Source organism: Rhodococcus sp. NPDC057297 (assembly GCF_042667435.1).
In the GTDB taxonomy this organism is placed as follows: Bacteria; Actinomycetota; Actinomycetes; order Mycobacteriales; family Mycobacteriaceae; genus Rhodococcoides.
Genome location: NZ_JBHUZE010000003.1, coordinates 134,935 through 147,852 on the forward strand (window position 1 = coordinate 134,935; position 12,918 = coordinate 147,852).

Annotated in this window: 10 protein-coding genes; 6 read left to right on the forward strand and 4 right to left on the reverse strand. The window is 63.2% G+C overall.

The window, feature by feature from the left end; all coding sequences use genetic code 11:
• The first annotated feature begins 170 nt into the window (after positions 1-170).
• From ACFULT_RS10595 to tgt, 6 genes are all read left to right on the forward strand, one after another.
• Complete coding sequence (locus tag ACFULT_RS10595) at positions 171-626, forward strand: Rrf2 family transcriptional regulator (protein WP_026347383.1); 456 nt, start codon at positions 171-173, stop codon at positions 624-626.
• A 179-nt stretch (positions 627-805) separates the two neighbouring features.
• Positions 806-1,462, forward strand: coding sequence for a TetR/AcrR family transcriptional regulator (locus ACFULT_RS10600; RefSeq protein ID WP_037108162.1), 657 nt, complete (start codon positions 806-808; stop codon positions 1,460-1,462).
• A 3-nt stretch (positions 1,463-1,465) separates the two neighbouring features.
• Entirely contained in the window at positions 1,466-3,760 is a 2,295-nt protein-coding gene (locus tag ACFULT_RS10605; protein ID WP_094720443.1) for an MMPL family transporter, read from the forward strand.
• Positions 3,761-3,843: 83 nt separating this feature from the next.
• Entirely contained in the window at positions 3,844-5,574 is a 1,731-nt protein-coding gene (locus ACFULT_RS10610) for an ABC transporter ATP-binding protein (RefSeq protein ID WP_037108167.1), read from the forward strand.
• Complete coding sequence (locus tag ACFULT_RS10615) at positions 5,571-7,526, forward strand: ABC transporter ATP-binding protein (protein ID WP_094720444.1); 1,956 nt, start codon at positions 5,571-5,573, stop codon at positions 7,524-7,526. The genes ACFULT_RS10610 and ACFULT_RS10615 overlap by 4 nt, the downstream gene beginning before the upstream one ends.
• A 28-nt stretch (positions 7,527-7,554) precedes the next feature.
• Positions 7,555-8,793: a tRNA guanosine(34) transglycosylase Tgt gene (tgt, locus tag ACFULT_RS10620; protein WP_037108173.1), complete on the forward strand. Its 1,239-nt coding sequence runs from the start codon at positions 7,555-7,557 to the stop codon at positions 8,791-8,793.
• Here tgt and ACFULT_RS10625 read toward each other — a convergent pair.
• The 4 genes from ACFULT_RS10625 to ACFULT_RS10640 are packed head-to-tail and all read right to left on the reverse strand — an operon-like array spanning position 8,750 to position 12,846.
• Positions 8,750-9,490 carry a MerR family transcriptional regulator gene (locus tag ACFULT_RS10625; protein ID WP_037108175.1) on the reverse strand — a complete coding sequence of 247 codons (741 nt, stop codon included), beginning with the start codon at positions 9,488-9,490 and terminating at the stop codon, positions 8,750-8,752. The two genes, tgt and ACFULT_RS10625, sit on opposite strands and share 44 nt — an antisense overlap.
• 32 nt (positions 9,491-9,522) lie before the next feature.
• Positions 9,523-11,112, reverse strand: a complete 1,590-nt coding sequence (locus tag ACFULT_RS10630; protein ID WP_378481431.1) for a flavin-containing monooxygenase — start codon at positions 11,110-11,112, stop codon at positions 9,523-9,525.
• Positions 11,109-12,029 carry a reductase gene (locus tag ACFULT_RS10635; RefSeq protein ID WP_094720447.1) on the reverse strand — a complete coding sequence of 307 codons (921 nt, stop codon included), beginning with the start codon at positions 12,027-12,029 and terminating at the stop codon, positions 11,109-11,111. The genes ACFULT_RS10630 and ACFULT_RS10635 overlap by 4 nt, the downstream gene beginning before the upstream one ends.
• Before the next feature lies 1 nt (position 12,030).
• Complete coding sequence (locus ACFULT_RS10640; protein WP_037108183.1) at positions 12,031-12,846, reverse strand: SDR family oxidoreductase; 816 nt, start codon at positions 12,844-12,846, stop codon at positions 12,031-12,033.
• Between the last annotated feature and the right edge of the window lie 72 nt (positions 12,847-12,918).

A 12,918-nucleotide genomic window follows, 5' to 3' on the forward strand; every position in this document is an offset into this window, starting at 1 on the left:
GGTGTGGGGAAGCCGGATCGGAGTGAAGGCGCTCACTGCCGCCCCATCGGTTGCAGGCTGCGCAACCGTCGTAGCCGAACGGGACGTTCGGTCCGGGGTGGACCGGGATTCGCCTATTTCCTATTCGAATGGTAGGAATTAGGGACCATTCGTCGGCCGAGGAGATTGCTGTGCACATTACCGCCAAGGCGGACTATGCCGTGCGGACTTTGCTGGAGCTGGCGGCCGCGGATGGGGTTCCGGGGAAGGCTGAGGCGCTGGCGGGTGCGCAGAAGATTCCGCACAAGTTTCTGGAGTCCGTGTTGTCGGATCTTCGGCGGGCTGATCTGGTGCGCAGCCGGAGAGGGCCCGACGGAGGGTACTGGCTTGCTCGGCCGGCGTCGGAGATTTCGGTTGCGGATGTGATCAGGGCGGTGGAGGGGCCGTTGGCGTCGGTGCGCGGGCAGCGTCCGGAGGATGTCGACTACCCGGGCCCCGCGAAGCCGTTGCAGCTGGTGTGGCTGGCGGTGCGGGCGAACATGCGCGCGGTGTTGGAGGAAGTGTCGCTGGCGGAGATCGTTGCCGACGATGTTCCAGCGTTCGTGTTCGAGCTGACTGCCGACCCGGCGGCCTGGGCGCGGCGCTGATTCGCTGCGAGTGGAAATGTCGCGTCTTCTGGTCGCTCCGCAGGCTCCGCTCCTGGCCCAGGGCCTACATTTCCACTGACGTAAGGGTGTGATCTGGCGCACCTGGAAGTCTGGGGTGTGACTCAATCGTCAAACTTGCAGCTCTCTGCAATAGTGCAGAACTCTGCAACTTCCGTATCTTGGAGTTCGTGACTGTTCCCCCCACTGGCCTTCGTGATCTGAAGAAGGCTGCCACGCGCGACGCCCTTGGCCTCGCAGCAGTCCAACTCGCCAAAGCTCGCGGACTCGACGCTGTCACGGCCGACGCCATCGCCGCCGAGGCGGGTGTGTCGACGCGGACCTTCCACAATTACTTCGCCAACAAAGAAGAAGCTGTTCTGCATCACATCGAGGCTTCGGCGCTCGAATGGTTCGAGATGCTTCGGGACCGACCTGCCGACGAGCCCATCTGGGACGCGATGAGGCACGTCGCAGTGTCGGTGGTCTCCGATCCTGAAAAAGACCTTGCGGAGACCTTCGCCGTCGCACAACTCATCGAGGCGACGCCGAGCGTCATGGCGCGGAAGCTCGAAGTTCACCACTCGCTGGTTCGAGTTCTCGGCGAAGCAATTGCCGCGCGTACCGGTACGGACATCGACCGCGACCTGTACCCGAACCTTCTCCAAGCTGCCGTCGGCAATGCCGTCACAGCTGCCTTGACGATTTGGACCGCCGACCCTGAAGGAGACCTTTCGCCGAAACAGCTCGTCGAAGACGCATTCGACCAACTGCAGGCCGGGCTTCCGGACCCTCGCGAAACGAAAACCAGCGCACCGAACACAGACTTCAGGAGCTGACCCGTGGCAACATTTCTCTATCGAGTCGGTAAGTTCGCCTTCCGACGAAAAGGCATTGTCCTCGCCCTATGGCTGGCGATTCTCGTACTGGCAGGCGTCGGCGCCGCCACTCTGTCCGGCCCGACGGCCAACTCGTTCAACATCCCCGGCACGCCCGCGCAGGAGGCGCTCGACCTGCAGAGCGAGCGGTTCGGCAACGCCGAAGATCCCCTGACCGCAGTATCGGCTCAGTACGTCTTCAAAGCTCCGGACGGTGAAACCCTCGACACTCCGGCATACACCGCCGCGATCGACGCGACCATCGCGGACATCGACCAGATCGCCGACGTCGACGCCGCCGCCAAGCCCGGCGGGGCGCAACCGCTCGCCAACCCGGTCGCGGGCAACACCGCCATCGTCGAGCAGTACAGTTCGCTGGCCGAGCAGGACGGAACCCCTGCCGACACCGCCGCAGCCAACGCGGCTGCACTGTCGCCGCTGAGCCCGAACGGCAACATCGGCACGCTCGAAGTTCCGCTGTCCGTCGAGCTCGCCGACGTCACGGAGGATCTGCGCACCTCGCTCGACGAGGCTGCTCAGCCTGCACGTGACGCCGGATTGACCGTCGAGCTGGGCGGCAGCGTCGCCCAGGATGCGTCGCCACCGGGTGGTACGTCCGAGCTCGTGGGTCTCGCTGTCGCAGCCGTCGTACTGCTCATCATGTTCGGGTCCGCAGCCGCAGCCAGCCTTCCGCTGATCACCGCGATCGTCGGCATCGGTATCAGCAGTCTCGCCATCACCACGGCGTCGGGCTTCGCCGATCTCTCGACCTTCACGCCGATTCTCGCGATCATGATCGGTTTGGCCGTCGCGATCGACTACTCCCTCTTCATTCTCGCCAGGTACAGGCACGAGCTCACGCTCACCGACGACCGTGAGGAAGCCGTCGGACGGTCGGTGGGGACCGCAGGATCCGCTGTTGTGTTCGCCGGCGCTACGGTGCTCATCGCACTGGTCGCACTGCGTGTCGTCGGTATCCCGTTCCTGTCGCAGATGGGTTACGCAGCCGGCTTCGCAGTGTTCGTCGCAGTCCTGATCGCGCTGACGTTCCTGCCCGCGTTGCTGGGTGTCTTCAAGGGCAAGGCGTTCGGCGGCAAGATCAAGTTCGTCAACACAACCGATCCCGAGGACCCGAACGCAGCGCCCACCAACGGTCTCCGCTGGGCACGTGCGCTGGTCAAGCGTCCCGCGATCGGTCTGATCGGCGGCGTCGTACTGCTCGCCGTCATCGCAGGCCCGACGACCGGACTGTCGCTGGCGCTGCCCAGCATCGCCACCTCGGACCCGTCGACATCCGTCCGCAAGGCGTACGACCTGGTCGACGAGGGATTCGGACCCGGCCGCAACGGACCGCTTCTCGTCATCGCCGACGCTTCCGCGGCGCCGGAAGCGGATCGCACCGCTGGATTCGGCAAAGTCATCGAGTCGATCTACGAAGAAGACGACGTCGTGAACGCGCAGATCGTAGCGGTCAATCCGGCAGGTGACACCGCACAGATCCTCGTCACGCCGAACAGTTCGCCCAACAGTGACGCGACGAAGGACCTCGTTGCGAACCTTCGCGCGGCAGAGCCGGGCTTCGCCGAGACCGACGGCGTGTCGTACGGCGTGACCGGTCAGACAGCGCTCGAGCTCGATGTGTCCGAGCGTCTGCAGGATGCACTCGTGCCGTACCTCGCCGTGGTCGTCGGCCTGGCGTTCGTACTGCTGATGGTGGTGTTCCGGTCGATCCTGGTGCCGCTGACCGCGACACTCGGTTTCTTGCTCAGCGTCCTGGCGACGTTCGGTGCGACGGTGTTCATCTTCCAGGAAGGCGGGCTGGGGCTGATCAGCAACCCGCAGCCGATCGTCAGCTTCATGCCGATCTTCCTCATCGGCGTCGTCTTCGGACTCGCGATGGATTATCAGGTGTTCCTGGTGTCGCGAATGCGCGAGGAGTTCGTCCACGGCACTCCGGCGAAGGACGCCGTCGTCAACGGGTTCAAGTACGGAGCCCGTGTGGTGACGTCGGCAGCGGTCATCATGATCTCGGTGTTCGCTGCGTTCATGGCCGAGCCCGACTCGTTCATCAAGTCGATCGGGTTCGCGCTGGCCGCTGCAGTGTTCTTCGACGCGTTCGTCGTCCGCATGGTCATCATCCCGTCGGTGATGGCGCTGCTCGGCGACAAGGCGTGGTGGTTGCCGAAGTGGCTGGACAAGATCCTGCCCGACGTGGACATCGAGGGTGCCAAGTTGCAGAAGGCGACCCCGAAGTCCTGACCTGGCCAGATGGCCGAAGATTGAAGTCCACCGGTAGAAATGTGGAGACTGTTACCCATGTGTACGAGTAATCTTCGGCCATCATGCTGATCCCGCTTCTGAAGACGTTTCTCGCCCCCTACAAGGGGGCGATCGCGGGGTTGGTCACCCTGCAGCTCGTGGCCACGGCCGCGTCGCTGTACCTGCCCAGCCTCAACGCCGACATCATCGACAACGGTGTCACGCGCGGCGACACGGGCTACATCCTCTCCACCGGTGGCTGGATGTTGCTCGTGTCGCTGGTGCAGATCGTGTGTTCGGTCGCGGCGGTGCTCATCGGGGCCAAGGCCGCGATGGGCGCAGGCCGAGACCTGCGCGGCGCCATCCTGCACCGCGTCGGCACGTTCTCGGCCCGGGAGGTCGGTCAGTTCGGTGCACCCTCGCTGATCACTCGCAACACCAACGACGTTCAACAGATTCAGCTTCTGATCGTCATGGGCTTCACCATCGTGGTGATGGCGCCGATCATGTGCATCGGCGGCGTCGTGATGGCGTTGCGCGAAGACATCGGCCTGTCCTGGATTCTGCTCATCGCCGTACCTGGCCTCGCCATCGCCATGGGCTTGATCGTCGCGAGAATGGTTCCGGGTTTCCGCGCCATGCAGGTGCGGATCGACGCGGTCAATCGTGTACTCCGTGAGCAGATCACCGGCATCCGTGTGGTCCGAGCCTTCGTCCGCGAGCGCAAGGAAATCGACAGGTTCGGCGTCGCGAACGATTCGCTGACGGCCGCCGCACTGCATGTCGGCCGCCTGATGGCGTTGATGTTCCCGACGGTCATGCTGATCTCCAACGTCACCAGCGTCGCCGTCATCTGGTTCGGCGGGCACGCGATCAACAACGGCACCATGGAAATCGGCGCACTGACCGCGCTGCTCAGCTACATCATGCTCATCCTGATGTCGGTCATGATGGCGTCGTTCATCGCCATGATGGTGCCCCGCGCCTCGGTCTGCGCCGACCGCATCAGCCAAGTCCTGTCGACCGAGTCCTCCGTCGTCCTGCCCGCCCAGCCGAAACCGTTCGCGACCGCACCCGGAATCGTCGAGATGCGGAACGCCGAGTTCGCCTATCCAGGAGCCGAGTTCCCGGTACTGTGCGGCGTGAACTTCAAGGCGGAACCTGGCAAGGTGACCGCGATCATCGGCGGAACCGGGTCCGGCAAGTCCACTCTGATCAACCTCGTTCCACGGCTCATCGACGTCACCGCCGGTCAGGTTCTCGTCGGCGGCACCGATATCCGAGACCTGGACATCGACGCTCTCCGGCAGGAAATCGGCCTGATCCCGCAGAAGCCCTTCCTCTTCTCCGGCACCATCGGATCCAATCTCCGCTACGGCAAAGCCGACGCCACCGACGACGAACTCTGGGAAGCACTGGAGATCGCGCAGGGAGCAGACTTCGTTCGCAAGATGCCGGAGGGCCTCGAAACCGAGGTATCTCAGGGCGGCACCACGGTCTCCGGAGGTCAACGTCAACGCCTGGCAATCGCGCGAGCGTTGGTTCGTAGGCCGAGCATCTACCTGTTCGACGATTCGTTCTCCGCGCTGGACCTGACCACCGACTCCAAACTCCGAGCCGCGCTGAAGCCGGTCATGAAGGACGCCTGCATGATCGTTGTCGCCCAACGAGTCTCCACCATCATCGACGCCGACCAGATCCTCGTACTCGACGACGGGCAACCCGTCGGACTCGGAACACACGACGAGCTCATCGCCACGTGCCCGACGTACGCGGAGATCGTCGACTCCCAGCACGCGGTGGCTGCGTCATGACGCGGTCGGTCCCTCCTACGAGCCAGCCCGCACCCGGACCCCCGAACGCACCGGTTGCGCCGGCGAAACCGGGCAAAACGGTTGTGCCGGGAACGAGAGCGAAGAACTTCAAGCCGTCGCTCAAACGCATGGTCGGCCTGCTCGCTCCCGAGAAGATGCTGCTGTCCATCATGCTCGTCTTCGCGGCCTCCAGCGTCGTGCTGTCGGTGGCGTCGCCGACGATCCTCGGGCACGCGACCAACCTGATCTTCAACGGTGTGATCGGTGGTCAGCTCGAGCCCGGACAATCCAAAGCGCAGGCGGTGGAAGACCTACGCGCGCAAGGGCAGGACACGTTCGCTGATCTGGTGAACGGAATGGACGTCACCCCAGGCATCGGCATCGATTTCTCCGCCGTCGGAAACGTCCTGTTGTTCGTGCTTGCGTTGTACCTGGTCTCGGCCTTGTTGGCGTGGGCTCAGGGCTACATCCTGAACATCGCGTTGCAGCGCACCATCCGCAACCTTCGCGGCAGCGTCGAAAGGAAGATTCATCGGCTTCCACTGAAGTACTTCGACTCTCACACCCGAGGAGAACTGCTCAGCCGAGTCACCAACGACGTCGACAACGTCTCGACCAGCCTGCAGCAGACCCTGAGCCAGCTGATCACCGGCATCCTGACGGTTGTCGGCATCCTCGGCATGATGATCTGGATCTCGCCGCTGCTGGCACTCGTTGCCCTGCTGACGGTTCCGGCGTCGTTCCTCGTCACCGCGGTGATCGCCAAACGCTCACAACCTCACTTCGTCAACCAGTGGAAATACACCGGCAAACTGAACGGACAGATCGAGGAGACCTACACCGGACACGAGCTGGTGAAGGCCTTCGGGCGTCAGGCCGAGGTCGAGCGCGAGTTCGGCGAACGCAACAACAAGCTCTTCGAATCCAGCTTCCGGGCGCAGTTCATCTCCGGCATGATCATGCCCGCCATCATGTTCCTGGGGAACGTCAACTACGTCATCATCGCCGTTGTCGGCGGACTGCGCGTGGCGTCGGGCACCCTGAGCCTCGGTGAAGTCCAGGCCTTCATCCAGTACTCGCGACAGTTCACTCAGCCACTGACGCAGGTCGGTTCCATGGTGAACCTGGTGCAGTCGGGAGTGGCGTCCGCGGAACGCATCTTCGATCTCCTCGACGCCGACGACGAGGACCCCGATCCTCCCCGCCCTGCCCTGCCGGCCACCGACCACGGCCGCGTCGAATTCGAGAACGTGTCCTTCAGCTACCGCGAGGATCAGCCGCTCATCGAGGATCTGTCACTCGTCGCGGAGCCGGGACACCTCGTCGCCATCGTGGGTCCGACAGGCGCAGGCAAGACCACACTCGTGAATCTCATCATGCGCTTCTACGACATCGACGCAGGCAGGATCACCGTCGACGGCGTCGACACCCGCTCCATGACGCGAGACGAACTCCGCGAGCGCACCGGAATGGTGCTGCAGGACACCTGGCTGTTCGGTGGAACAATCCGGGACAACATCGCCTACGGAGATCCCGACGCCACCGAGGAGGAGATCCTCGAAGCTGCGCGCGTCAGCTACGTCGACAAGTTCGTGCATTCGCTGCCGGCCGGCTACGACACGATCATCGACGAGGAAGGCAACAACGTCAGCGCCGGGGAGAAGCAGCTCATCACCATCGCGCGCGCGTTCCTGGCGAAACCGCTGATCCTGATCCTCGACGAGGCCACCAGCTCTGTCGACACTCGCACCGAACTGCTCGTGCAGAAGGCAACAGCCGCTCTGCGCAACGACAGGACCAGCTTCGTCATAGCCCACAGGCTTTCGACCATCCGCGACGCGGACCTCATCGTCGTGATGGAGGACGGCCGAATCGTCGAGCAGGGCGACCACGACTCGCTCGTCGGCGCGGGCGGTGCATACGGGCGGTTGTACGCCTCTCAATTCAGCTAGCCGGGGAAGGACGTTTAGGGTTGGGCCTGTGAGCACTCCGAACGATCCCTTCTTCAGCATCGACACTCGGCTGGAGGACCGCCTGGGACGTACGGGGACCATCCACACTCCCCACGGCGACATCGCGACGCCCGCCTTCATCGCCGTCGGTACGAAGGCAACGGTGAAAGCGGTGCTGCCGGAGGCCATGAAGGACCTCGGTGCGCAGGCGGTGCTCGCCAACGCATACCACCTCTACCTTCAGCCCGGGCCCGACATCGTCGACGAAGCCGGTGGCCTCGGCAAGTTCATGAACTGGGACGGTCCGACGTTCACCGACAGCGGCGGCTTCCAGGTGATGTCGCTCGGTGTCGGGTTCAAGAAGGTCATCTCGATGGACGCGAGCCGCGTCGAATCCGACGACGTCATCGCCGAGGGAAAGGAACGCCTCGCCCACGTCGACGACGACGGAGTCACGTTCAAATCGCACCTCGACGGATCGCGGCACCGGTTCACTCCCGAGGTGTCGATGCAGATCCAACACCAACTAGGTGCGGACATCATGTTCGCATTCGACGAGTTGACAACCCTGATGAACACCCGCGGCTACCAGGAGATGTCGGTAGACCGCACACAGGCATGGGCGAGACGCTGCGTCCTCGAACACGAGCGGCTGACGGCGGAGCGCGTCGGGAAGCCGTATCAGGCACTGTTCGGGGTGGTGCAGGGCGCGCAGTACGAGGATCTGCGCCGCAAGGCCGCGCACGACCTCGAGACCATCACCGGCGAGACCGGCCGAGGGTTCGACGGCTACGGCATCGGGGGCGCGCTCGAGAAGCAGAACCTCGGCACCATCACCCGGTGGGTGAACGAGGAACTGCCCGAACACAAACCGCGACACATGCTCGGCATCAGCGAACCGGACGACTTCTTCACCGCCATCGAGAACGGTGCGGACACCTTCGACTGCGTCAACCCCTCACGTGTGGCTCGCAACGCGGCGATCTACGTACCGACCGGCCGATTCAACATCAACACTGCCAAGCATCGTCGCGACTTCACACCGATCGACGAGAACTGCGACTGCTACACCTGCGCCAACTACACCCGGGCCTACATCCACCACCTGTTCAAGGCCAAGGAGATGCTGGCGTCGACGCTGTGCACCATCCACAACGAACGATTCACCGTGAAACTCGTCGACGACATCCGTGAATCCATCCAGCAGAACAGATTCCACGAATTCAAGGACGAGTTTCTCGGTCGCTTCTACGCATCGCGGCCGTGAGGTAATCACCGAGCTCGCGCTGCAAGTTCTCGTCCAGAGCCCGGGCGAGCGTCGAGTTCACCGAATACACGGCCAGCTCGCGCATCCGGGTGAGCATGTCCGCCGTCGCGCCCACCTCGGTCTCGCCCGGTAGCCACCCTTCGCCGTGCTGGTCGACGATGTGCTGCTTCGCCGTGGCGATCATGTCCTTGGCGACACCGTCGACTGCTGCATGGATACGTTCGTGGACGTCGATGAGCTGCCCGACGGTGAAGCCGTGGCCCGACAACGACGAGAACCCCTCGAGCAATTCCGGGTCGGTGAACACGCAGTACTCACCCTCGACCCGAGCCAGGCCCAGCGCCTCGAGCCGCGCCAATTGGTCGCCCTCACCGAGGAATTCGTCGACCAGCGCCAGTGGAATCTCCACCGAGTCCTGGCGGGACCACTGCTCGGTGACGGCATTCTGCAACCCGAGGACCTCCGCGAGATCCTTGCCGTTCTCCCACCCACTGATGAAGTCGCTGATGTGCGACGTCGTGAAACCACGCTGCAGCAGAATGTCGATCAACTTCAGACGCGCCAGGTGCTTGTCGTCGTAGATTCCGACGCGCCCACGCTTCTCGGGAGGAGGCAACAAGCCACGTTCACGGTAGGCGCGCACGTTCCGGGTGGTGGTACCGGCCGCATGGGCCAGATCGTCGATCCGATATTCCACCCGTGATCCTCCCGACAGCCTGCCTGTGTCGGTTACACGGTAGCCGTCCGGGCGGCGGCCACCCTCGCCCGGTACTCGGTGACGGCGTAGTCGTCGTAGTTCACCGACTTCAGCTGTCCGACGTACTGGCTCGCGAAGCCGGGGAACATCGTCGCGTTGAAACCGTCCTCGGTGAGGTACCAGCTCGAGCAGCCGGAATTCCACGTCGTCCGCTGCAGCCGACGCTGCAGATCGGTGTTGTACTCGCGTTGCCTGTCCGCCCTGACCTCGAGAACCGAGTTCCGTGCGATCGCATGGGAGATGGCGTCGACGAGATAGTCGATCTGAGCCTCCATGTAGACCAGCGCGGAACTGTGCCCCGGACCCGAGTTGGGGCCGAACGTGAAGTACATGTTCGGGTAGCCCGCGACGCTGATGGACTTGTAGGCCTTCGCGCCCGAGCTCCACTCGTCGGCCAGCACGCGGCCGTCGCGTCCGGTGATGGGAACCGGAGTGCCCGTCTTGGACACATCGAATCCGGTGGCGAAGACGATCACGTCCGCCTGATGTTCGATACCTTCGACGGTGCGAATTCCCCTGGGTGCCAGACGCGCGATCGGCCAGGTCACCAGGGTGCAGTTGTCCCGCTGCAGTGCCGGATAGAACTCACTCGTCATGAGCAGTCGTTTGCATCCGGCCCGGAAATCGGGAGTGAGCTGCCGTCGAAGCCAGGGATCTCGAACCTGTCGCCGCAGATGCAGCTTGCCGACGGCTTCGACGACGCGGGTGAGCGGAGAATTCCAGACGACGCCGAGGGCGACGGACTCATGACCCCAGAACCAGGCCTTGCGTGCGATCGACTGCGCAGCCGGATACTTTCGGTACAGATCCTTGGTGGTCTGACGAGTGGTCAGATTGGTGCGGGGGAGGGCCCAGCCCGGCGTGCGCTGGAAGACCTTGACCGACTGCGCCACCTTGACCAGTTCTGGCACGATCTGGACACCGGACGCCCCGGTCCCGATAACGGCCACCTTCTTGCCGGTGAAGTCGAACTCGTGATCCCAACGGGCGCTGTGGATCTTGTGGCCCTCGTACGTGTCGAGGCCGCGGATGCCCGGGAAGCTGACGTTCGCCAACGGGCCCGACGCCATGACGACAGACCGTGCACGTACCGAGGGGTGATCGTCGAACGTGACCTCCCACAGTGACGATGCCTCGTCCCAGTGGACACCGGTGACATTGTGCCCGAACCGCAGCAATGGACGCAGACCGAAATCGTCGACCATCCGCTCGATGTACTTCAGGATCTCGGCGCTACCGGAATACGTGTGCGACCAATCCGGATTCGGGGCAAAACTGTACGAGTACAGCCTCGACGGGATGTCACACGCCGCGCCAGGGTAGGTGTTGTCACGCCATGTTCCACCCGGTGCCGATCCACGCTCGAAAATCGCAAGATTCTCGATTCGTTTCTGCTTGAGTCGAATTGCGGTACCGATCCCGGCGAATCCGCCGCCGATGACGGCTACATCGAGCGGGAGTGGAGCCTGCTGGAATGACCCATGGGACGGGAGTGGAGCCTGCTGGAATGATCCATGGGACGGGAGTGGAGCTTGCTGGAACGAGTGCTGTGTGTTGCTCATGCGACGGGCTCGTAGGTGAGTTCCTTCGACCAGGTGGGCTGTGGGCGCAGCAGCTTTTTCGGGTACTTGGCCGTTGCTCGAACCAGGGCGTCGGCGAACTTGTGGTACGGGTGCGCACGGTTGATGACGACGCCGGAGTGCCAGCTGATGAAGCGGTACATGGGCAGACGCTTCGGGAATTCGCTTCTCTCGCCGACCTTCTTGAATCTGCGCATCGCGGTGTACAGGCGTTCCTCGTCGACACCCATGGCCACGATGTTGTCGCGCATCTTGTTCAGCAGTGGGATGTAACGAAGGGTGCCGACGATCAGCGACGGATTCATCCAGGCTCCGACGGTCTCCACCAAGATCTTGCGCATCGTCGCGTGCCCCAGGAGTTCGATGACCTGGAAATCGACTGCAAGGTGGCGTGATTCGTCGGAGTTGATCTTCTTGAAGACCTCCTGGCAGACCGGGTCGTCGATCTCGTCGACTATGAACTTGACCAGTGCGCCGTCGAGTGCGACCTCGAGCATCGGGATGACGGTCCCGAGGACGGCGAGCGACGTCTGATCCGAGTACTTGTCCAGCCAGTCGATGACGAGTTTGACGTTGACATTGGGCTGAGGGATCTCGTCGCCGTCGAGCATGCCCCACCGCCGCATCAGTGCGAGTTCGGCGTTGGCGTGTTTCTGTTCCTCTGCGTGGAAGTAGGTGTAGATCTCCTTCAATGTGTCCGTCGGAGCTTTCTTGGCCATGGCCGCGAAGCCGCGGGCGCCGACGTTCTCGATCCACATCAGGTCCGACATGAACGGCTTCAGCTTCGTCCAGAGTTCAGGGCCGATGGTCTCCGCTCCCGGTGCGTCCCAGTCGATGTCGGCCAACGCCCACTGCTTGTCCTTGATCTTGACGAGCATCTCGTCGAAGTCGAATGCCATGTCAGACTCCTGCTTCCTGTGTGGTTTCCTGTGGTGCGAAACGCGCGAGCAACCCGAGCGTTCGGGTGTAGAGCGCGGGGGCGATGCGTTTGAGACGCCAGATGACTTTCGCGTCGATCTGCGGCACGACGTAGAGGCGGCCGCGGTCGTACTTGTTCAAGGTGTCGACGGCGACCTTCTCCGGCGTGAACCCCGTCGTGCGCATCAGTGTCTCGGCGATCTTGTTGCCGGCAGCGGTGATTCGTCCGTCCTTGGCGACATTTGTCTTCACGAACGTCGGGCACAGCACGGTGACGCGCACGCCTTCGGCGGCCATGGTCTCCGACAACGAGATGACGCCGGCTTTCCCTACGTTGTACGGCGCCATCAGTGGCGCAGCCCCGAATCCTGCCGCGGACGCGACATTGATGAAGCCACCCTCGCCGACGGCCTTCATGGCAGGCGCGAAGATTTCGCAGCCGTGGATCACTCCCCAGAGATTGATCCCCAGCGCCCAGTTCCAGTCCTCGAACCCGATATCGCCGACGGGTGTGCCGCCGATTCCGACACCCGCATTGTTGATCACGAGGGTCGGCGGACGGCCGAAGGTCAGTTCGGTGAACAACGCAAGGTCCTCGACCTGTTCACGCCGAGCGACATCGCACTTCACCGCATGTGCTGTATCGCCGATGAGAGCAGCGGTGTCCTCGGCGCGCGGTAGGGAAATGTCGGCGCAGATCACCTCGCCACCGCGCTTCGCGAGCTCGAGCGCAAACGCGCGGCCTATTCCGCTGCCCGCTCCGGTCACCACGGCACGAGCGTTGTACGACGGTTTCATTCGTTTAGACTCATACTGATTGTGCCATTTGTCAATGGCTCAATTGATGCGGCCTGTGGGAGCGAACGTGTC

Excerpts from the sequence above, each read along its gene's own strand:
- ACFULT_RS10635 (WP_094720447.1), bottom strand. The coding sequence starts at position 12,029 with ATGGCATTCGACTTCGACGAGATGCTCGTCAAGATCAAGGACAAGCAG.
- ACFULT_RS10640 (WP_037108183.1), bottom strand. The coding sequence starts at position 12,846 with ATGAAACCGTCGTACAACGCTCGTGCCGTGGTGACCGGAGCGGGCAGC.
- ACFULT_RS10610 (WP_037108167.1), top strand. The coding sequence starts at position 3,844 with ATGCTGATCCCGCTTCTGAAGACGTTTCTCGCCCCCTACAAGGGGGCG.
- ACFULT_RS10630 (WP_378481431.1), bottom strand. The coding sequence starts at position 11,112 with ATGAGCAACACACAGCACTCGTTCCAGCAAGCTCCACTCCCGTCCCAT.
- ACFULT_RS10615 (WP_094720444.1), top strand. The coding sequence starts at position 5,571 with ATGACGCGGTCGGTCCCTCCTACGAGCCAGCCCGCACCCGGACCCCCG.